This window comes from Agromyces larvae, from assembly GCF_022811705.1.
GTDB lineage: Bacteria > Actinomycetota > Actinomycetes > Actinomycetales > Microbacteriaceae > Agromyces > Agromyces larvae.
In genome coordinates, this window is the sequence record NZ_CP094528.1 from 3,290,054 (window position 1) to 3,310,167 (window position 20,114).

General features: G+C 71.6%; 15 protein-coding genes. 8 read left to right on the forward strand and 7 right to left on the reverse strand.

Translation table 11 applies throughout. The features are described 5' to 3' along the window. Position 1: 1 nt before the first annotated feature. From MTO99_RS15705 to MTO99_RS15715, 3 genes are all read left to right on the forward strand, one after another. Positions 2 to 1,852, forward strand: coding sequence for an FtsX-like permease family protein (locus MTO99_RS15705; RefSeq protein ID WP_243554721.1), 1,851 nt, complete (start codon positions 2 to 4; stop codon positions 1,850 to 1,852). A 51-nt stretch (positions 1,853 to 1,903) separates the two neighbouring features. Beyond that, the gene (locus tag MTO99_RS15710; protein ID WP_243554723.1) at positions 1,904 to 3,034 is read left to right on the forward strand and encodes a bifunctional 2-methylcitrate synthase/citrate synthase; all 1,131 of its coding nucleotides are present in this window, start codon (positions 1,904 to 1,906) and stop codon (positions 3,032 to 3,034) included. A gap of 112 nt (positions 3,035 to 3,146) precedes the next feature. Continuing rightward, positions 3,147 to 3,713 (forward strand): acyl-CoA thioesterase, encoded by a 567-nt coding sequence (locus tag MTO99_RS15715; protein ID WP_243554725.1) that lies wholly within the window; start codon positions 3,147 to 3,149, stop codon positions 3,711 to 3,713. A 57-nt stretch (positions 3,714 to 3,770) separates the two neighbouring features. On the opposite strand, the gene MTO99_RS15720 is transcribed toward MTO99_RS15715, so the two are convergent. Further along, complete coding sequence (locus MTO99_RS15720; RefSeq protein ID WP_243554727.1) at positions 3,771 to 4,361, reverse strand: TetR/AcrR family transcriptional regulator; 591 nt, start codon at positions 4,359 to 4,361, stop codon at positions 3,771 to 3,773. Between the two features lie 93 nt (positions 4,362 to 4,454). On the opposite strand from MTO99_RS15720, the gene MTO99_RS15725 reads away from it, so the two are divergent. Next, on the forward strand, positions 4,455 to 5,903 hold the full coding sequence (locus MTO99_RS15725) for a DHA2 family efflux MFS transporter permease subunit (RefSeq protein ID WP_243554729.1): 1,449 nt from the start codon (positions 4,455 to 4,457) through the stop codon (positions 5,901 to 5,903). A gap of 33 nt (positions 5,904 to 5,936) precedes the next feature. Here MTO99_RS15725 and MTO99_RS15730 read toward each other — a convergent pair whose 3' ends face one another. Together MTO99_RS15730 and MTO99_RS15735 are read right to left on the reverse strand one after the other, a co-directional pair. After that, the gene (locus tag MTO99_RS15730; RefSeq protein WP_243554730.1) at positions 5,937 to 7,031 is read right to left on the reverse strand and encodes an AI-2E family transporter; all 1,095 of its coding nucleotides are present in this window, start codon (positions 7,029 to 7,031) and stop codon (positions 5,937 to 5,939) included. Further along, the gene (locus MTO99_RS15735) at positions 7,028 to 7,540 is read right to left on the reverse strand and encodes an SRPBCC domain-containing protein (protein WP_243554732.1); all 513 of its coding nucleotides are present in this window, start codon (positions 7,538 to 7,540) and stop codon (positions 7,028 to 7,030) included. The genes MTO99_RS15730 and MTO99_RS15735 overlap by 4 nt, the downstream gene beginning before the upstream one ends. A 72-nt stretch (positions 7,541 to 7,612) precedes the next feature. Between MTO99_RS15735 and MTO99_RS15740 the strand changes: the two genes are divergently transcribed. Next, positions 7,613 to 7,981: a hypothetical protein gene (locus MTO99_RS15740; RefSeq protein WP_243554734.1), complete on the forward strand. Its 369-nt coding sequence runs from the start codon at positions 7,613 to 7,615 to the stop codon at positions 7,979 to 7,981. Between the two features lie 10 nt (positions 7,982 to 7,991). Here MTO99_RS15740 and MTO99_RS15745 read toward each other — a convergent pair whose 3' ends face one another. Further along, positions 7,992 to 8,819 (reverse strand): SDR family NAD(P)-dependent oxidoreductase, encoded by an 828-nt coding sequence (locus MTO99_RS15745; RefSeq protein WP_243554736.1) that lies wholly within the window; start codon positions 8,817 to 8,819, stop codon positions 7,992 to 7,994. Positions 8,820 to 8,902: 83 nt separating this feature from the next. Here MTO99_RS15745 and MTO99_RS15750 point away from each other — a divergent pair, with 83 nt between their 5' ends. Continuing rightward, entirely contained in the window at positions 8,903 to 9,484 is a 582-nt protein-coding gene (locus tag MTO99_RS15750) for a TetR/AcrR family transcriptional regulator (RefSeq protein WP_243554738.1), read from the forward strand. A 31-nt stretch (positions 9,485 to 9,515) separates the two neighbouring features. On the opposite strand, the gene MTO99_RS15755 is transcribed toward MTO99_RS15750, so the two are convergent. Further along, entirely contained in the window at positions 9,516 to 11,225 is a 1,710-nt protein-coding gene (locus MTO99_RS15755) for a phytoene desaturase family protein (protein WP_243554740.1), read from the reverse strand. Between the two features lie 184 nt (positions 11,226 to 11,409). On the opposite strand from MTO99_RS15755, the gene MTO99_RS15760 reads away from it, so the two are divergent. After that, the gene (locus MTO99_RS15760) at positions 11,410 to 14,244 is read left to right on the forward strand and encodes a pectate lyase-like domain-containing protein (RefSeq protein ID WP_243554741.1); all 2,835 of its coding nucleotides are present in this window, start codon (positions 11,410 to 11,412) and stop codon (positions 14,242 to 14,244) included. A gap of 91 nt (positions 14,245 to 14,335) precedes the next feature. Here the strand turns inward: MTO99_RS15760 and MTO99_RS15765 are convergent, their stop codons facing one another. Next, a complete protein-coding gene (locus MTO99_RS15765; RefSeq protein ID WP_243554743.1) occupies positions 14,336 to 15,061 on the reverse strand; it encodes an META domain-containing protein in 726 nt (241 codons plus the stop codon). A gap of 61 nt (positions 15,062 to 15,122) precedes the next feature. Further along, positions 15,123 to 16,094, reverse strand: coding sequence for a LysR family transcriptional regulator (locus tag MTO99_RS15770; protein ID WP_243554744.1), 972 nt, complete (start codon positions 16,092 to 16,094; stop codon positions 15,123 to 15,125). 169 nt (positions 16,095 to 16,263) lie between these two features. Between MTO99_RS15770 and MTO99_RS15775 the strand changes: the two genes are divergently transcribed. Beyond that, positions 16,264 to 20,082 (forward strand): proline dehydrogenase family protein, encoded by a 3,819-nt coding sequence (locus MTO99_RS15775; RefSeq protein WP_243554745.1) that lies wholly within the window; start codon positions 16,264 to 16,266, stop codon positions 20,080 to 20,082. The last annotated feature ends 32 nt before the right edge of the window (positions 20,083 to 20,114 follow it).

Sequence of the window (20,114 nt, forward strand, 5' to 3'; positions counted from 1 at the left end):
CATGTGGTCCTTCGCTCGTTCAGCCGTTCGCGCGTACCGCTCCGGGTTCGTCGGCAGCTTCCTCATCGTCGTCTCGGCCGCGGCGCTGCTCGCGGCGAACGGGGTGCTCATGGAGACCGGCCTTCGGGGCGACGCGCCGATGCTGACCACGGTCGCTGCGTCGTTCGCGGGCACCGCGATCCTCGTGGTCGTGCTCGTCGTCGCCTCGACCTTCGCCGCGGCGCTGCGCCAGCGACACGCGCAGTTCGCCCTGCTGCGCGCCGTCGGAGCCACCACCGCACAGGTGCGCTCGATGGTGACGGCGGAGGTCGTCATCGTGTTCGCGCTCGCGGCGCCGCTGGGAGCCGTCCCCGGGCTGTTCGCAGCCGAACTGCTCACGCCCGTGCTCGTCTCCGGCGGCATCGTGCCCGCAGGGCTCGCACTCACGATCACGCCGCTGCCCGTGATCGGCGCGCTGATCCTGCTGCTCCCGACCGCGCTGCTCGCCTCGCGGCTCGCCGCCCGCAAGGTCACGAAGGTCAGCCCGACCGCCGCCGTGCAGGGTGCCGCTGCGGAGTCGGCGCACCTCTCGGGCGCCCGGCGGGCCACCGCCGTCGCACTCCTGGTCTCGGGCATCCTCGTCGCGGGCACGCCGTTCATCGTGCCGGGCACGATGGGCAGCGCAGCTGGGGCGACCTCGGCCTTCCTGCTCATCAGCGCCGCTGCGCTGGCCGGGCCGGCGATCGTCGGCGCGGTCGCGAGTCGGGCCGCGCACGCAACGCGCTCGTCGAGCAACGCGGCCGTCAGGCTCGCTCTCGTGAACAGCCGAGGATTCTCACGACGTCTCACGGCGGCGATCATCCCGCTCGCCCTCTTCCTCGCGCTCGGCACGGTGCAGACCGGCGTCAACGCGGGCGTGGTCGAAGCGGCCGGCGTGCAGTTGCGTGCCGGATTGGGGTCGGATGTCATCATCACCTCGCCCGACGGCGTGACGGCCGAGCAGACGGCGGCCGTCGCATCCACTCCGGGGATCGCCGCGGTCGTGCGCAGCTCGACGGTGGCCGCGGAGGTCAAGACCGACGGCGACGAGGATCCCGGCGGCAGTGTGTGGGAGCAGACCGGCGTGCACGCCGTGAGCGGCAGCACCGCGGGGCTGATCGACGCGGAGGTGACCGCCGGCTCGCTCGACGCGCTCACCCGTGCGGCCACGATCGCTGTGAGCAGCGAGAGTCTCTTCGGCACGGGCAAGGGCGTCGGCGACACGGTCGACCTGCGGTTCGACCGATCGACGGAGCTGTCCGCGACGATCGTCGCGGTGTACGACCGGGGCCTCGGCTTCGGCGAGTACCTCATCGACGAGTCGTCGCTGCCCGAGCAGAGCCGGCCGGCGGTCGCCGACCTGCTGCTCGCGCAGGGGTCGGCGGATCTGAGCTCCCTGGGATTGCAGACGGCATCCGTCGACGAGTACGTCGACGGGATGGTGGCGGGTGCGGCATCGCAGCAGCAGCTGTCGGCGATTCTGCTCTTCGTGCTCGTCTTCTTCGTCGCCATCGCCGCCGCGAACACGCTCGTCATGCTCACGGGCGCACGCAGGGCGGAGTTCGCGCTCCTGCGACGCATCGGGGCCACCCGTCGCCAGCTGACCCGGATGATCGCGATCGAGTCGGGGTTCGTCATGGTCACTGCCGTGGTGATCGGCACGCTGTCGGTCGTGCCCGCGCTCGTGGGCGTCGCGTACGGCATGCTCGGCGGCTTCTCGCCGACGTTCGACTGGCCGGTCTACGGGGTGCTGGCTGCCGCGGTCGTGCTGATCGCCGGGGTTGCGATGGTGGGCTCTGCGCGAACGGGGAGTCGACGTGCGGCCGGGGTTTAGGCTGGAAACCCGGCGCGAAGCGGCGCCCCGCCGATCCCACGAGGAGCATGCATGGCCGACCAGGAGATCTACAAGGGACTGGCCGGGGTTCCGGTCGACTACACCGCCGTCTCGAAGGTCAACCCCGAGACGAACTCGCTGCTGTACCGCGGCTACCCCGTGCAGGACCTCGCGGCATCCGTCACCTTCGAAGAGGTCGCGTACCTGCTCTGGCACGGCGAGCTGCCGACCGACCGGGAGCTCGCCGCGTTCGAGCAGTTCGAGCGCGCCAACCGGCATCTCGACCCGGTGCTCAAGCGCATCATCGACGAACTGCCGACGACCGCGCACCCGATGGACGTCGTGCGCAGCGCGGTCAGCGTGATGGGCGCCCGCGACGACGAGACCGCGGACGACTCGCCCGACGCCGAGCTGCGCAAGGCGAAGCGGCTGTTCGCCGCCATCCCGGCGGTGGTCGCGTACGACCAGCGCCGCCGCCGAGGGCTCGACCTCGTCGAGCCGCGCGACGACCTCGGCTACTCGGCGAACTTCCTGTTCATGACGTTCGACGAGGTGCCCGAGCTGCCGGTGGTCGACGCGTTCGACGTGTCGATGATCCTGTACGCCGAGCACTCGTTCAACGCGTCGACGTTCACCGCGCGGGTCATCACGTCGACGCTCAGCGACCTGCACTCGGCGGTCGTCGGCGCGATCGCCGCGCTCAAGGGTCCGCTGCACGGCGGCGCGAACGAGGCGGTCATGCACACGTTCGACGAGATCGGCGAGGCGTCGAACGTCACCGCCTGGCTCGACGAGGCGCTCGCGCAGAAGCGCAAGATCATGGGTTTCGGCCACCGCGTGTACAAGCACGGCGACTCGCGCGTGCCGACCATGAAGACGGCGCTCGACAGTCTGGTCGGCTACTACGGGCGTCCTGACATCCTCGACCTGTACAACGCGCTCGCCGACGAGTTCACGGCGCGCAAGGGCATCCACCCGAACCTCGACTACCCGTCGGGCCCCGCGTACCACCTGATCGGGTTCGACACCGAGCTGTTCACGCCCCTGTTCGTCGCGTCGCGCGTCGTCGGGTGGACCGCGCACATCATGGAGCAGCGCGCGGCGAACGCGCTGATCCGCCCGCTGTCGGTCTACAACGGCGTCGACCAGCGCGACGTGCCGGCCCGCGAGCCCGTCGAGTAGCGCGCGGTTCGGCGCTTCCGTACAAGGAGGGCGCGAGACATCCGCCGGTGGGCTTGTCACCCTGCGACAACGGGACGCTCCGAACATCGGATGCCTCGTACCCTCGTGAACTATGCACATGCTCTTCCGCACCCTGCTCCACGTGCTGTTCCTCTCGCGCCGCAAACCCGACCTCGGTCATTGGGATGTCGCGGAGACCCGGTTCATCGTGCTGCCGACCGATCTCGACATCAACCGGCACATGAACAACGGCGTGTACTTCTCGATCATGGATGTCGCGCGGTTCGACATGCTGGTGCGCAACGGCATCTGGAAGACCATGCTGCGCAAGGGCTGGTACCCGGTCGTCGCGAGCGAGACGATCACGTTCCGCAAGTCGCTGAACCCGTGGCAGCGGTTCACGATCCAGTCGAGGGTGATCGGCTTCGACGAGAAGTCGGTGTACGTCGAGCAGCGGTTCGTGCGGCCGGGCCCGGACGGCGAACCCGAGATCTACGCGCAGGGGTTCATCCGCGGTCGGTTCCTGCGTCGGTCGGGCGGCACCGTGCCGGTGCCCGAGCTCATCGAGGCGTTCGGCACCGACCCGTCGGGTCAGGAGCTGCCCGAGTGGATCCACCGCTGGGGTGAGGATGTCGCGCTGCCGGCCACGCGGGCGGCGGCGCCGTCGGTCTGGAACTGACCACGGGCGCGCCGTCGGTCTGGAACCGACCACGGGCGCGCCGGCGGGTCGAGCCCGTCACTCCTCGCGCGCGAGCCCCTCGAGCACGATGTCGAGCTTGGCGCCGAACGCGCACGCCAGCAGCTCGTCGACGTTCGCGTCGTCGTGCACGCGACGGATGAGCCCGGATGCGATGAGCGTGTTGATGAGCATGCCCTGCGCCATGAATCGCATCGCTTCGTCGGGGTCGAGGACGACGCGGAGGCGATCGTAGATCCGCATGAATCCGCGGCGTGCGACCGGGCCGATGCCGGTGTCGTGGCCGAGGATGAAGCCCTGCATGAGTGCGAGCAGGATGCCGCGATCGGTTTCGACGAGCGAGACGTACGCCTCGCCGAGACGGGCCTGGATCTCACGGCCGTCGTCTGCGGCGAGCGCCTCGTCGAACGCGCCGATGATGCGGTCGCAGGTGCGCTCGAGCACCTCGACGAAGAGCTGCTCCTTGGTGCCGAACATGCGCACGACGTAGGGCTGGCTGATGCCGGCGGCGCGCGCGACCCGGTCGGTCGTGGCGCCTGAGTAGCCGAGTTCGCCGAACACGCGGGTGGCGGCCTCGAGGATCAGTTCGCGCCGCTCCGTTGCGGGGATGCGATCGGTTCTGGTGCTCACGCTTGACATGTTATCAGTCGATTACTACATTCGGCTCTGGTAAGTAATCAGTCGATTACCACAAGCTCATTCGCCCGATCCGGAGGAACCGATATGTCCACCACGACCGCCCGCCGCGTGCCGCTCTGGCTCGCCATCGTCGCGGCATCCCTGCCGATGTTCATGGCGACGCTGGACAACCTCGTCATCACCAACGCACTGCCCGTGATGCGCGTCGACCTCGACGCCTCGATCGAGGAACTGCAGTGGTTCGTGAACGCGTTCACCCTCTCGTTCGCCGCCCTCATCCTGGCCGCCGCCGCGCTCGGCGACCGCATCGGGCGGCGCACCGTCTTCCTCGCCGGCATCGGCGTGTTCACCGCCGCGAGCGCACTCGTCGCACTCAGCACCGAACCGTGGATGGTCATCGCAGCCCGCGCCGTGCAGGGGGTCGGCGCGGCCGGCATCATGCCGCTCTCGCTCACCCTGCTCGCCGGCTCGGTGCCGGCGCGACTGCGCCCGGCCGCGATCGGCATCTGGGGCGGCGTCGCGGGCCTCGGCGTCGCGCTCGGCCCGCTCATCGGCGGCGCCGTCGTCGAAGGCTGGAACTGGCAGGCGATCTTCTGGCTCAACGTGCCGATCGGCGTCATCGCGATTCCGCTCGCCCTCGCCGCGCTGCCCAACTCGCTCGGCGCGCGCCTGCGCATCGACGTGCCCGGGGTGCTGCTCGCGGGTCTCGGCGTGCTCGGGCTCGTGTTCGGCATCGTCCGCGGCAACGACGCCGGCTGGGACTCGGCCGAGGTGCTCGGCTCGCTGATCGCCGGCGCCGTGCTGCTCGTCGCATTCGTCGGGTGGGAGCAGCGCGCGGCGGCCCCGCTGCTGCCGCTCCGACTCTTCCGCGACCGCGGGTTCTCGGCCGCCAACGTCGTGGGCCTCGCGTTCAGCTTCGGCATGTTCGGCGCGGTGTTCATCCTGATCCAGTTCCTGCAGGTGGTGCAGGGTGCGACGCCGCTGGAGGCCGGCGTGCAGACGATGCCGTGGACGCTCGCGCCCATGGTCGTCGCACCGCTCGCGGGTGCGCTCGCCTCGCGCGTCGGAACCCGTGCGCTCATGGTGACGGGGCTCGCGCTGCAGACCGTCGCCCTCGTCTGGATCGCCCTCACCATGGCCCCGGATGTCGCGTACGGCACCCTGGTCGCCCCCTTCATCTTCGCCGGGGTGGGCATGGGGCTGGTGTTCGCGCCGATGTCGACCGCCGTGCTCGCGGGCATGCCCGAGGCCGACCACGCGAAGGCGTCGGGCACGAACTCGACGCTCCGCGAGGTGGGGGTCGCGCTCGGCATCGCGGCGCTCACCGCGGTGTTCACGGGCGCGGGCGGCGAGCTCACGCCGACGGGCTACGTGGATGCGGCGGTGCCGGCGGTGCTCGTCGGAGCCGGCGCCCTCGCGGTCGGCCTGGTCGCCGCGCTCTTCCTGCCCGCGGGCCGCGGCACACCGCGCCGGGAGACCGCCGCCGACGCGGACGCCGCGCGCGAGGCCGAGCTCGAGGCATCCGTCGTCTGAGCCCCCGGCGACCACCAGCCCCCGGCAGGTGCGCTACGAGCGCGCCTGCCGGGGGATCACGATCTCGCGGATGATCAGCAGGATGCCCGCCGAGATCGGGATCGCGACCAGCGCACCGAGCAAGCCCAGCAGCGTGCCGCCCGCCAGCGCCGAGATCAGCACGATCGTGCCGGGCACCTGCACGGCCTTGCCCATCACCTTCGGCGTCAGCACGTACGCCTCGATCTGCATGTACACGAGCATCGCGAGCAGCACGATGAGGGCCGCCGTGGGCGAGACGAAGAGCGAGAAGATCGTCATGATCGCCGTGGTCAGCACGGTTCCGATCAGCGGGATCAGCGTGACGAACAGGGCGATCACACCGAACAGCAGCGCGAACGGCACGCCCACCACCGTCAGCAGCAGCGTCGAGAAGACCGCGTTGAAGAACGCGAGCACCACCATGCCGCTCAGGTACTTGCCGACCGAGTTCATGATGCGCTCGGAGTACGACACGACCTGCTCGCGGTGCGACGCCTTCACCAGCTGGTAGATCGCGTGCTTGGTCATGTCGAGCGTCGCGATGAAGTAGATCGACAGCACCACCACGAACACGCCGGTCGACACGGCGCCGATGACCGAGGCGCCGAAGGCGAGTGCGCCGCCGCCGATCGACGCCCACAGGTTCGGGTCGCTGAGGATCTGCTGCACCCCCGCGAGCACGTCGGTGAGCAGGCCGTTCGTCGCCGCATTGACCTCGTCGTACCAGTTCGCGTCCTGCGCGCGCTGCACCAGGTCGGGGATCCCGCGGACCAGCTCGGTGATCTGGTCGACCAGCGGCGGGATCACCACCCAGATGATCGCCACCACCACGCCCACGAACAGCAGGATCACCACGACGATCGCGACGCCGCGGCTCATCCCGCGTCGCTGGAACCAGCGGATCAGCGGGTCGAGCCCGAGCGAGACGAAGGCGGCGATGAACACCGACAGGATGACGCTCTGCAGGTTCGCCGCCGCGATCGCCAGCAGCAGCGCGAGGAGCACGCCGAGCGTGACGATGAACCCCCAGCGGAACGGCTGAGACGAGATCATCGAGGTGCGATCCTCGATCTGCTCGCGGCGGCGGAGCCGGTCGATCGATCTCACCGGGCGGCCGTTCGCGGCACCGGGAGTTCGCGGTAGTGCCGCTGCAACGCGAGATAGTCGTTCCACTCGGGCATCGGCTGGCCGGCGCGGAACGCGGTGAGGCGGTCGAGGTAGTAGTCCCAGCCGGGACCGATGTCGGCGACCACCGACGGGTCGATGACGCGCTCCTGGAACACGAGCGTCGTCAGCCCGCCCGCAGCCTCGCGCACGTGGCAGTGCAGTCGGCGGGTGTCGTCGCCCGAGCCGACGTGCAGGCGGAACCGATGCGGCGGCTCGCACTCGAGCACCGACACGCTCATCCAGTCGGCGTCGGGGTCTTCGGCCGTCATCTTGAACAGGATGCCGCCGGTCGACGGGCTGCCCGTCCAGGTGCCGATCCATCCGCCGGTCGCGGTGGGGTTCGTGAGGCTGTACCAGACATCCTCGATGGGGGCGTGGAAGAGCCGGTCGAACTGGAGTCGGAGCTCGTCGCCTTTGGTGACGTAGTGGCCGGTCGGCTTGGCGTTCATCGTCGTCCCCCTTGTCGATCCCCTGCGGTTCAGGCTAATCGGGGAGAGGGGATGGCGGCTAGAGTCGGTGCCATGACTTCCAGGGGTGGGCAGGGGACGAAGCAGGAGACGACGCTCGATCCGAGCGAGGGCAGGTCGGGGCTCTGGGGTGCGCTCGCCGGACTCATCGTGGCGGCGCTCATCGCGGTGCCGCTGTCGGCGGCGTTCGCGTTCGCGACGCACCCGCACACGCAGCAGCTCTTCGGCGGGCGGCTCGAGGAGGTCGGCAGCGGGGGGTACCAGGCGTTCTGGTGGATCGTCACCATCCTGCTCGCCGCACTGCCGTTCCTGGTCGGCTTCGGCGTCGCGAAGCTGTCGGCGCGGTCGCTCGTGATCGTGGGTGCGATCGTCGTGCTGTTCGTCGTCGCGATCGTGATCCTGGGGCAGCTCTTCGTCTTCTGAGCGGCTCGCCTCAGGCCGTGGCCGCTCGCTCGCTCGCTCGGCGTGCGGGGTCGGTCACTCGATGCATGAGCGCGACGATGGCGCGACGGCTGAGCACACGTGCCGCCAGCGTGCTGAACCGGTTCGCCCGCCCGTCGATGACGCTGGGGCCGGGATCACGCGCGTCCAGGTGCGACAACGCCGTGGCGACCACCTGCTCGGCCGTTCGCATCGCGGCGCCGGCGGTGGCGTCGTCGGTGCCGACGACGGCGTTGAACTCCGTGCTCGTGGCGCCGGGTGAGAGCGCGAAGACGGTTGCCCCGGTGCCCCGGGTCTCGGCCCAGAGCGCTTCGGTGAAGCTGAGCACGAACGATTTCGCGGCACCGTAGACCGCCATGCGCGGCGTCGGCGTGTACGCCGCCATGCTCGCGACGTTGACCAGAAACCCCTGCGCCTCGATGATGCTCGGCAGGAACGCACGACTGAGCTGCACGGGAGCGACGATGTCGACCGCGATCTCCTGTGCGAGGCGGCCGGGCTCCTCGTCGATGAATCGACCGAAGGTGCCGAATCCGGCGTTGTTGACCAGCGCGGTCGCCGTGACCCCCGCCGCCGCCAGCTCGTGCTGCAGGCTCGTCGCCGCGTCCGCAGTCGACAGATCGAGCGCCACGACCGTGACCGCCGTGCCGTGCGCGGCGCGCAGTTCGGCGGCGAGTTCGACCAGGCGTTCGCGACGCCGGGCGACGAGCACGAGGCCCGCGCCGCGGTTCGCGATCGCCCTCGCGAAGGCGACGCCGATGCCGGAGCTGGCGCCGGTGACGATGACGGTGTGACCGCGCGGGTCTCGAGCGAACGACATGACTCCTCCTCGCATGGGCTGATCTGCACAGTATGCCTCAATGGCACCGAGTGTCAATCAGGCATCTAGGGTAGGCTCGGCGTGTGGATGATGAGCGACTCTGGACGCGGACGCGACGAGCGGTCTACGACGAGATCACCCGCACGGCGATGGAGCTGTTCCTCGAGCAGGGGTTCGAGCAGACCACGATCGATCAGATCTCTGCGGCAGCCGGCATCTCCCGGCGTTCGTTCTTCCGCTACTTCGGCACCAAAGAGGACATCGTGCTCGGCGATCTGGCGAGCCAGGGCGTGCTCGTGCAGCGGTCGCTCGAAGCCGTGCCTCTGTCGGTGCCGCCGTGGGAGGCGCTCGAGCAGGCGCTCTGGCAGGTCGCCGACCTGAACGGCGATCTCGACGCCGCGCGCAAGGTGGCCGTGATGATGTACGGGACTCCGTCGCTTCGCGCCCGCAGTATCGAGAAGCACCTGCACTGGCAGGAGCTGCTGGTTCCGAACATCCAGCGCCGACTCGAGGCTGCCGGCGGCGACCCGCTCGACCCGGCCGCGGCCGCGATCGTCGCCAGCGCCATCGCGTGCCTCGACATCGCGGGCCAGGCATGGCTCCGAGAACCCGGATCCGATCTCCGGCAGCTCTATCGCCGCGCGACCCGAGCCGTACGCGGGTGACGTGCCGGCGGTCTCGCGGGCAACGACCGAGCTACGCGCCCCGCGACTCCAGCACGGCCATCGCGGCGTTGTGGCCGCCGATGCCGCTGACCGCGCCGCCGCGCACGGCGCCCGAGCCGCACAGCAGCACGTTCGGGTGCGCGGTCGCGACGCCCCAGCGTGCGGCCGGCGTGTCCAGCGCGTCGCCGGGCTCCGCCCACGGCCACGACAGCGGCCCGTGGAAGATGTTGCCGCCGGGCATCGCGAGCGCCGCTTCGAGGTCGTGCGTGGTCTTCACCTCGATGCAGGGGCGGCCCGTTGCCCCTTCGGCGGGCTCAGGGGGCGCCGTCATGATCACATCGCGGATCGGTTCGGCGAGCACGCTGTCGAGCGACGCGAGCACGGCGGCTTCGAGGCGGGAGCGCAGCTCGTCGTTGCCGAACCGCTCCACGAGCCGGTCGGGCACGTGCAGGCCGAAGACGGTGAGCGTGTGCGCGCCGCTCGCGACGAGCTCGGGGGAGAGGATCGTCGGGTCGCTGAGCGTGTGGCAGTAGATCTCGCACGGCAGCGGGTCGGGGATGGCTCCGCGGGCGGCGGCGCGGTAGGCGGCGTCGAGCTGGGAGGCGAGCTCGTTGATGTGGAAGGTGCCGGCGAACGCCTCCTCGGGCCGCACCGACGCGTCGCGCAGCCGGGGCAGGCGGGTGAGCAGCAGGTTCACCTTCACCTGCGCGCCCTCGGGCGTTGCGAGCTCGCGCATGCGCGCCCGCACGACGGCTGGGACTGCGAGGTCGGTCGGAGGCGTACCGTGGCGGGACTCGACACCGGCTGAGGGGGTTGCGCCGGTCGCGGGGCGAGCCGACCCGGCCTCGAGCAGGCGGTCGAGCACGGCGGGCGCGACGTTCGCGAGCACGGTCGGGGCGGATGCCTCGTGCTCGACGCCCTCGTGCTGGTACCGCACGCGCGCCGGCGCGCCGGGGATGCCCGCCCCGATCGCCAGCACCTCGGCCTTCGTGACGAGCGTGGTGCCGGCCTCGCGGGCGGCTCGGGCGAGCTCGCCGGTGACCGCGCCCATGCCGCCGACCGGGACGTCCCAGTCGCCGGTTCCGCCGCCGATCACGTGGTACAGGAAGCACCGGTTCGCGTCGAGCGACGGGTCGTCGAGTTCGGTGAACGTGCCGATCAGGCCGTCGGTGGCGACGACGCCGCGGACGAGGTCGTCGACGAAGCATCCGTCGATCGCCTCGCCGAGCGGCCGCTCGACGAAGGCGTTCCAGACCCGCTCGTCGGCGACGAGCGCGCGCGCCTCGTCGCGTGTGGGCAGCGGTGCGGTGAGGGTGGGGAAGAGTGCGCGGGCGACCCGCGCGGTATCGGCGTAGAACGACGACCAGGCGGTCGCGTCGGCCTCGGCGCCCACGCGCGCGAATGCGGCGGCGGATGCCTCGGGGCCGGCCTCGGTGTCGACGAGCAGGCCCCGCGACGGGTCGCGGGGGTCGGGCGTGTACGACGAGAAGCGTCGGCGCACGAGCCGGATGTCGAGGCCCAGGTCGTCGATGATGCGCTGCGGCAGCAGGCTGACGAGGTACGAGTAGCGGCTGAGCCGGGCGTCGATGCCGTCGAACGCCTGCGCCGACACGGCCGCGCCGCCGAGGTGGTCGTCGCGCTCGAGCAGCAGCACGTCGAGGCCGGCGCGGGCGAGGTACGCCGCGGCGGTGAGGCCGTTGTGGCCGCCGCCGACGATCACGACGTCGTGGGTCTGAGGCATCCATCGAGCGTAGTCGCCGCCCGCCGCGACGTGCGTGGCGCGAAATGTTACTGACAAGTAAGTAAGCATTCCGCTACAGTGACGAGCACGTCCGCGCCGCCGTCGGCGCGGGTCGAGCACCACTCGCACTGACCGGCAGACCGGCGGCGCGACGGCCGCCGGCCCCTCGTTCGAAGGAGAACCTGTGACGCACCCGATCAGGGCGGAGCATCCGCCCGCCCGCCTCGCCCGCCGCATCGGCGCCGGGGCGGCCATCACCGCCCTCGCCCTCGGAGGAACCGTCATCACCGCCGCAGCACCCGCCGCCGCCGACGACTCGCTGTTCGGCCCGAACGTCACGATCTTCGACGAGACGTGGTCGGTCGTCGACATCAACGCCGCCCTGCAGGCCGCCTCGCACGAGGAGGAGTTCAGCCTGAACCGGCACCAGTTCTTCTTCAAGCCGGGCACCTACGGCTCCGCCGCAGGTCAGGACGACCCGCTGACCGCGACCGGCATCATCAACTCCGAACTCGGCTACTACCAGTCGGTCTCGGGCCTCGGCGCCTCCCCCGAGGACGTGCGCATCAACGGGGCGATCCACGTCGAACCCGTGCGCGCGTGCGAGCCGAACCCGTGGGACTGCCAGCAGCCCGGCTCGCTCACCCGGTTCTGGCGCTCCATGTCGAACCTCACGTTCAACCCGATCCAGCAGCCCGTCGGCATCGACGCCGACCGGCCGTTCCCGAGCGGCATCACCTCGCCGCACGAGATGCGGTTCGCCGTGTCGCAGGCCGCGCCCCTGCGCCGCATCAACATCGAGGGCTCGCTCACGGTGTTCGGCCGGGTCGGCGAGTACGCCTCGGGCGGATACCTCGCGAACTCGAACGTCGACGGCACGGTCGTGACCGGCTCGCAGCAGCAGTGGTTCACCCGCAACTCGACCGTCGGCACGTGGGACGGCGGCGTCTGGAACATGGTGTTCTCGGGCGTCGATGGCGCACCCGCGCACGACTTCGGCCCGATCGAGGGCGGCGGCACCGGCAACAAGACCGTCGTCGACGAGACCCCGATCAACCGCGAATCGCCGTTCCTGTACCTCGACGGCGACGACTACAAGGTGTTCGTGCCGAAGGCGAAGGCCGACACGCGCGGCCACGACTGGTCGACGGATGCCTCGGCCGGCGACTCGATCGCGATCGACGACTTCTTCATCGCGAAGGAGGGCGCGACCGCGGCCGAGCTCAACGCGGCGCTCGCGAGCGGCAAGCACCTGCTCATCACCCCCGGCGTCTACGAGCTGGATGCTCCGCTGCACGTCGACCGCGCCGACACCGTCGTGCTCGGCCTGGGGTACGCCTCGCTCGTGCCGACCGCCGGCACCGCCGCGATCGAGGTCGGCGACGTCGCCGGCGTGAAGATCGCGGGTCTCACCGTCGACGCGGGCCTCGAGAACTCCGACGTGCTCGTGCAGGTCGGGCCCCGCGGGGCATCCGTGGCCGATGCGACCGACCCGACCACCCTCACCGACGTGTTCATCCGCGTGGGCGGCCCCTGGGCCGGCAAGGCGACCACGTCGATCGAGGTGAACAGCCCGAACACGCTGCTGGACCACATCTGGGCGTGGCGCGCCGACCACGGCGACGGTGTCGCGTGGGACGCGAACACGGGCGACCACGGCGTGATCGTGAACGGCGACGACGTCACCGCGCTCGGCCTGTTCGTCGAGCACTACCAGAAGAACCAGGTGATCTGGAACGGCGACGGCGGTCGCACGATCTTCTACCAGAGCGAGATCCCGTACGACCCGCCGACCCAGGCCGCCTACATGGACGGCGACCGGCTCGGGTTCGCGTCGTACCGCGTCGGCGACGGCGTCACCTCGCACCTGGCCCAGGGGCTCGGCGTGTACTCGTTCTTCGACCAGACGATCAACGGCGGGCAGGACATCCGCGTCGAGAGCGGCATCCAGACGCCGAAGTCGAAGGACGTGCGGTTCGAGTCGATGACGAGCGTGTTCCTGAACGGCACGGGCGGCATCAACCGCATCGTCAACGACGCCGGCGAGCCGGCCGTCGGGTCGTTCGCCTCGCCGCAGCTGGTGTCGTACCCGCCGGCCGACACGACCGCCCCGACCGTGGAGGTCGAGGTCGCGGGCGCGCAGGCGAACGGCTGGTACCGCGGCGCGACGCTCACCGCCACCGCGACCGACGACTTCACCCCGCCGCCCGCGGTCGAGGTGCGCATCGGTTCTGGCGACTGGGCGGCGTACTCGGCGCCGATCGCGCTGCCCGACGGCGACCTCGCCGTCGAGGTGCGCGCCACCGACGACTCGGGCAACGTCGCCTCGACCGACTGGTCGGGCAAGGTCGACGGCACCGCACCGGTCGTCGTCGCCACGGTCGACGACGAGGCGGGCACGGTCGCGCTCGACGCGACCGACGCGCTCTCGGGCGTCGCGTCGCTGGAGTACGCGCTCTGGTCGACCGAGGTCGGGGACGACGCCGACTGGCAGGCCTACACCGAGCCGGTCGAGCTGCAGCCGGGCGCGCGGGTGGTCAGCTTCCGCGCGACGGATGCCGCGGGCAACGTGTCGGCGATCGACAGCGACGGTGCGCCGAACCCGAACGAGCCGAGCCTCGGCATCGACGTGTCGGGCGACCTCGAGGTCGGCGACGAGGTCGAGCTGACCGGGTCGGATGTCCCGGCCGGCGAGTACACCGTCGTGTTCCGCTCCGACCCGGTCGAGGTGGCGCAGGCCGAGGTCGGCGTCGACGGCGCGCTCACCGTCGCGTTCACCGTGCCGCAGGTGGACGCCGGCGAGCACACGATCGAGCTCGTCGGCTCCGACGGGTCGGTCGTGGCCAGCCTCGGCGTGACCGTCGCGGCGACGGCCGCCTCTGCCGGCTCGGGATCGGGCGCGGCCGGCGGGCTCGCGTCGACCGGGTTCGAGGGCGCGTTCGCCGCGCTCGGCGCACTCGCGCTGCTCGTCGCGGGCGGTGTGACGCTCGTCATCCGTCGCCGGGCCGCACGCGCCTGACGCTGCCTCGACCACCCCGCCGGGGTCGCTTGTGGTCGCCCGTGACACGCGGACGCGACCACGAGCGGCCCCGGCAGGCGAGCGTGCGCCGTCAGGCCGTGCGCGTGAGCATCACCAGCACCACGTCGTCGTCGTCGAGCACGGTGAGGGTGTCGCCGTCGACGGTCGCCGAGTCGAGGCGGTTCAGCGACTGGTCGACCCCCTCGCACGCCATCAGCGTGGAGGCCACGCCCTCGAACTCGATACCGCCGCCGTCATCGGGCTCCCAGGTGCCGGTCAGCCGGTTGCAGCCGTCGCTGCCCGTGACGCTGCCGTCTTCGGCGATGACGAGGAACGGCTCGCCCGTGGCATCCGTGCCCCAGGTCCCGATGAAGCCCTCGCCGGCCGCCGCCGGGGTCGGCTGGACCGTGGTCGGCGTCGACGAGGTGCGGGCGAGCGTGCCGATCTCGGCATCGTCGTCGCCGAGCACCGTCATGGTGTCGCCGTCGATTCGCGCCTCCTCGGCGCTCGACAACCACGTGTCGACGCCCTCGCAGAACATGCGCGTCGCCGCGAGACCGCTGAAGTCGACGATGCCGTCGTCGTCGCGCTCCCACGTGCCGCGCAGGCTGTTGCAGCCGTCGTTGCCGGTGAGCACGCCGTCGTCCGCCAACGAGAGCCATGGCTCGCCCGTCGCCGACGGGTCGCCCCAGGTGCCGATCGGGTCGCCGCCCTGCCCGCCCGACGAGCCGGCGCCCGCGCACCCGGCGAGTGCGAGTGCGGCGGCCGCGGCGGCGACGAGTGCGGACGTGACGATGGCGCTGCGATTCCCCCACATGAGGCCGAGCCTACGCCCGGGGCCATCCGCGCGAGCCGCGGCCCGCGGTCGGGCCGAGAGGTCAGGCGTGCGGCCCCGCGGTCGGGTCGGCTGCCCGCGCGAGCGCGGAGCGCACGGCGACCACGGCGGGTCGGGCCGCGCTCGCCAGGCGAGCCGACGAGAACACCTCGCGGTGCGGGTCGCCGGGCAGCGCCGCGAGCATCAGCCGGGGCGCGTCGCCGGCCCACACCAGGTCGGGCAGCAGCCCGACCGCGTTGCCCGACTCGATGAGGCGGATGTGGGCCATCAGGTCGGCGGTCTCGAATCGCACGTCGGGCTCGAACCCCGCCGACCGGCAGAGCTGTTCGGCCCACTCGCGCGACGCGGTGCCGCGCGGCTCGAGCACCCACGGCCGCGTCGCCGCCCACGCGAGCGCCTCGTCGGCGCTCGCCGCGTCGCCGCCGGCGAGGTCGGCGGCGGTGTTCGACTGCGCGAGCGGGGTCACGCCGATCGCGGCGGCCTCGGCGGGCAGGGCGAGCCGGATCGCGTCGGCCGCGAGCGGCACCAGGTCGAGGCCCGGGTGCCGCGGCCGGGTGCGACCCGGGTACTGCTCGGCGAGCACCAGGTCGAAATCGCGGGCCGCGACTTCGAAGAGGCCGGCTTCGGGCTCGCGCTCGGTGATCTCGATGCGCAGCGACGGATGCTCCGCCGACAGCGTCGTGAGCGCCCGCGGCACCACCGCGTGCGCCGCCGACTGGAACACCGCGACACGCACCGTGCCGCCCACGTCGGTGAGCGAGCGCGCCACGTCGGCCTCGGCGGCCTCAAGCCGGTCGAGGATCACCGCGGCGTGCTCGACGAGCACCTCGGCCTGCGGCGTGAGCTGCACGCGGCGGCCCGCCGGCACGAGCAGCGTCACGCCGACCTCGCGTTCGAGCTGGTCGAGCTGCTGCGACACCGTCGACGGGCTGTACGAGAGCGCTTCGGCGACCGCTGACAGCGTGCCGCGGCGGTGCAGTTCGACGAGCAGGCGCAGGCGTCGTACCTCGAGCATGGTTCCTCCGCGTCATCCGATCATATTCTTCGTTTCTATCGAACGGTATCAGTCGGATTCATCCGTTTGACCGAACAGAACGCGTGTTGCAGGATGCTGCGCGGGCGCACACGCGCCATCCCGAGCGCCCCCGCGGATCCACGCAGAGAAGAGAAGTACCGTCGTGAGCATGACCACCGTCGACTCGACCGTGAGCGCCGATCAGGTCGTCGCCCTCGTGCGACGCTGGCTCGCCGAGAGCCGCACCCACCCCACCGACCCCTCCGCCGAGCGCCTCGCCGGCGTGCTGAAGGACCCGAACGGGCTCGCCTTCACCGTCGGATTCGTCGACGGCGTCATGCGCCCCGAAGATCTGCGCGTCGCCGGCCGCAACCTCGAGCGGGTCGCGAAGCTCACACCGGAGTTCCTGCCCTGGTACCTGCGCGGCGCCGTGCGCCTCGGCGGCGTGCTGGCACCCGCGTTCCCGTGGATCGTCATCCCGATCGCCCGCCGCGTGCTGCGCGCCATGGTCGGCCACCTCGTGCTCGACGCCACGCCGTCGAAGCTCGGCCCCGCGATCGCGAAGCTGCGCGAATCGGGCAACCGCCTCAACCTCAACCTGCTCGGCGAAGCCGTGCTCGGCGAACAGGAGGCCGACCGCCGGCTCGAGGGCACCTACGAGTTCCTCGCCCGCGACGACGTCGACTACGTCTCGATCAAGGTGTCGAGCGTGGTCAGCCAGCTCTCGATGTGGTCGTTCGACGAGGCCGTCGAGAAGGTCGTCGCCAAGCTCACCCCCCTCTACGAGCTCGCCGCCCGCTCGTCGGCGGCCGGCACACCGAAGTTCATCAACCTCGACATGGAGGAGTACCGCGACCTCGACCTGACGATCGCGGTCTTCACGACCCTGCTCGACCGCCCCTCGCTGCGCGGCCTCGAGGCCGGCATCGTGCTGCAGACCTACCTGCCCGACGCGCTCGGCGCGATGCAGGAGCTGAACGCGTGGGCCCGCACCCGCCGCGCCGCGGGCGGCGCCCCGATCAAGGTGCGCGTCGTGAAGGGCGCGAACCTCGCCATGGAGCACGTCGACGCGGCGATCCACGGCTGGCCGGTCGCGACGTACGGGACCAAGCAGGACTCCGACACCAACTACAAGCGCGTGCTCGACTGGGCGCTCACGCCCCAGCGGGTCGACGCGGTGCGCCTCGGCGTCGCCGGCCACAACCTGTTCGACATCGCCCACGCGTGGCTGCTCGCGAGCGAGCGCGGCGTGAACTCGGCGGTGGAGTTCGAGATGCTGCTCGGCATGGCCACCGGTCAGGCGGCCGCGGTGCGCGGCGACGTCGGCCGGCTGCTGCTCTACACGCCCGTCGTGAACCCGACCGAGTTCGACGTCGCCATCGCGTACCTGATCCGCCGGCTCGAAGAGAACGCCAGCCAGGACAACTTCATGTCGGCCGTGTTCGAGCTCGGCGACGAGCGGCTGTTCGCCCGTGAGCGCGACCGGTACCTCGCGTCGGTCGCGGCCCTCGAAGGTGAGACGGTGTTCCCTGAGTCCGCCGAAGGGGCCACGCCGGCGCCGCGCCCGAACCGCACCCAGAACCGCCGCACCGAGTGGCAGGGCCGCACGCCCATCGCCGACCTGCCGCACGCGGGCGCTCCCGCGCCCGGCCCCGAGCACGACCAGGAGTCGCTGACCGTCGCGGTGCTCGACATCGCGCGCGGGTCGCTCCCCGAGCCTGTCGACGGGAGGCTCCCTGAGCCTGTCGAAGGGAGCGGGGCGGCGCGCTTCGACGAGCTCAGCGAGCCGGATGTCGAAGGGAGCGGGGCGGCGCGCTTCGACAAGCTCCCTGAGCCTGTCGAAGGGAGCGGGGTTCGCTTCGACGAGCTCAGCGAGCCGGGTGTCGAAGGGAGCGGGGCGGCGCGCTTCGACAAGCTCAGCGAGCCGGGCGAGGTGTCGGGGCCCGGCGCCACGCCCGGCTTCCGCAACGAGCCCGACACCGACCCCGCGCTCGCGGCCAACCGCGACTGGGGCCGTCGCATCCTGGCCCGCGTACCCGAGTCGACGCTCGGCGTCGAGACGATCCGCGCCGCGCGCATCGACGACGCCGGCGAGCTCGCCGCGCTGCTCGCGAGCGTGCGCGCCGCGGGCGAGGCGTGGGGCCGCCGCCCCGCCGCCGAGCGCGCTGCGATCCTGCACCGGGCCGGCCTTTCGCTCGCCGCCAACCGCGACCGGCTCATCGAGGTGATGGCGTCCGAGACGGGCAAGACCATCGCCGAGGCCGACCCCGAGGTGAGCGAGGCCATCGACTTCGCCCACTACTACGCCGAGCGCGCCCGCGAGCTCGACCACGTGCGCGGCGCCCGGTTCGTGCCGTCGAAGCTCACCGTCGTGACGCCGCCGTGGAACTTCCCCGTCGCGATCCCCGCCGGCGGCGTGCTCGCCGCGCTCGCCGCGGGCTCCGGCGTGGTGATCAAGCCCGCCGGGCTCGCCCAGCGCGCCGGCGCGGTCATGGTCGAAGCGCTGTGGGAGGCCGGGGTGCCCCGCGACGTGCTCGCCCTGCTCGATGTGGGCGAGCGCGAGCTCGGCCGCCAGCTGATCGCGAGCCCGCTCGTCGACCGCGTCATCCTCACCGGGGCCTACGAGACGGCCGAGCTGTTCCGCTCGTTCCGCGAGGACCTGCCGCTGCTGGCCGAGACCAGCGGCAAGAACGCGATCATCGTGACGCCGTCGGCCGACCTCGACCTCGCGGCATCCGATGTCGTGAAGAGCGCCTTCGGCCACGCCGGCCAGAAGTGCTCGGCCGCGTCGCTCGTGATCCTCGTCGGATCGGTGGCCAAGAGCGAGCGGTTCCGCCGCCAGCTCGTCGACGCGGCGACGTCGATGCGCGTCGGGTACCCCGAGGACGCGACGAGCCAGATCGGCCCGATCATCGAACCCGCGTCGGGCAAGCTCTTGAGCGCGCTCACCGAGCTCGGCATCGGCGAGGAGTGGCTCGTCGAGCCGCGCCAGCTCGACGCGACCGGGCGGCTGTGGTCGCCGGGCATCCGCACGGGCGTGGCGCCGGGGTCGTACTTCCACCTCACCGAGTTCTTCGGCCCCGTGCTCGGAGTCATGCACGCGAAGGACCTCGACGAGGCGATCCGCCTGCAGAACGCCGTCGACTACGGCCTGACCGCGGGCCTGCACTCGCTCGACGCCGACGAGCTCGCCACCTGGCTCGACCGCGTCGAGGCCGGCAACCTCTACGTCAACCGCGGCATCACCGGTGCGATCGTGCAGCGCCAGCCGTTCGGCGGCTGGAAGAAGTCGGCCGTCGGCGCGGGCGCCAAGGCCGGCGGACCGAACTACCTGTTCGGCCTCGGCGACTGGGAGCCCGCCGACGACCGCCAGTCGACGTCGCTGCACCTGCGCGGACTCGAGCGCCGGGTCACCGAGCTCATCGAGGCGTCGCAGTCGTCGCTCGACTACGAGCAGTTCGAGGTGCTGCGCCGGGGCGCCCTGTCGGACGAGATCGCCTGGGCTGAGGAGTACGGCGTCGTGAAGGATGTCTCGGGCCTCGGCGTGGAGCGCAACGTGTTCCGGTACCGCCCGACCCAGGTCGCGGTGCGCATCGCCGAGGGCGGCACGCTCGTCGACGGCCTGCGGGTCATCGCCGCGGCCACGCTCGCGAAGTCGCGGATCTCGGTGTCGACGGCGCATCCGCTGCCCAAGCGCGTGCGCACCCTGCTCGAGGCGCGCGACATCCGGGTGCGCCGCGAGGACGACCGGGGGTGGCTCCAGCACCTCGCCGCGCAGGGCGCCGGCGCCGACCGCATCCGGCTCGTCGGCGGCGACCCGGCGACGGTCACGGCCGCGCTGCACGGCCGCCCCGACATCGCGGTGTGGGCGCACCCGGTCACCCCGTCGGGGCGGGTCGAACTGCTGCCGTTCCTGCGCGAGCAGGCCGTGTCGATCACGAACCACCGCTTCGGCAACCCGACCGACCTCTCCACCGGCGTGATCTGAGGGGGCCAGCCTCCCGCCCGCGCGCCCGCGCC

What these genes read in the sequence shown, in the direction of transcription:
- MTO99_RS15725 (WP_243554729.1), top strand. Translation starts at nt 4,455, where the DNA reads ATGTCCACCACGACCGCCCGCCGCGTGCCGCTCTGGCTCGCCATCGTC.
- MTO99_RS15775 (WP_243554745.1), top strand. Translation starts at nt 16,264, where the DNA reads ATGACCACCGTCGACTCGACCGTGAGCGCCGATCAGGTCGTCGCCCTC.
- MTO99_RS15770 (WP_243554744.1), bottom strand. Translation starts at nt 16,094, where the DNA reads ATGCTCGAGGTACGACGCCTGCGCCTGCTCGTCGAACTGCACCGCCGC.
- MTO99_RS15765 (WP_243554743.1), bottom strand. Translation starts at nt 15,061, where the DNA reads ATGTGGGGGAATCGCAGCGCCATCGTCACGTCCGCACTCGTCGCCGCC.
- MTO99_RS15715 (WP_243554725.1), top strand. Translation starts at nt 3,147, where the DNA reads ATGCACATGCTCTTCCGCACCCTGCTCCACGTGCTGTTCCTCTCGCGC.
- MTO99_RS15755 (WP_243554740.1), bottom strand. Translation starts at nt 11,225, where the DNA reads ATGCCTCAGACCCACGACGTCGTGATCGTCGGCGGCGGCCACAACGGC.
- MTO99_RS15735 (WP_243554732.1), bottom strand. Translation starts at nt 7,540, where the DNA reads ATGAACGCCAAGCCGACCGGCCACTACGTCACCAAAGGCGACGAGCTC.
- MTO99_RS15710 (WP_243554723.1), top strand. Translation starts at nt 1,904, where the DNA reads ATGGCCGACCAGGAGATCTACAAGGGACTGGCCGGGGTTCCGGTCGAC.
- MTO99_RS15705 (WP_243554721.1), top strand. Translation starts at nt 2, where the DNA reads ATGTGGTCCTTCGCTCGTTCAGCCGTTCGCGCGTACCGCTCCGGGTTC.
- MTO99_RS15740 (WP_243554734.1), top strand. Translation starts at nt 7,613, where the DNA reads ATGACTTCCAGGGGTGGGCAGGGGACGAAGCAGGAGACGACGCTCGAT.
- MTO99_RS15745 (WP_243554736.1), bottom strand. Translation starts at nt 8,819, where the DNA reads ATGTCGTTCGCTCGAGACCCGCGCGGTCACACCGTCATCGTCACCGGC.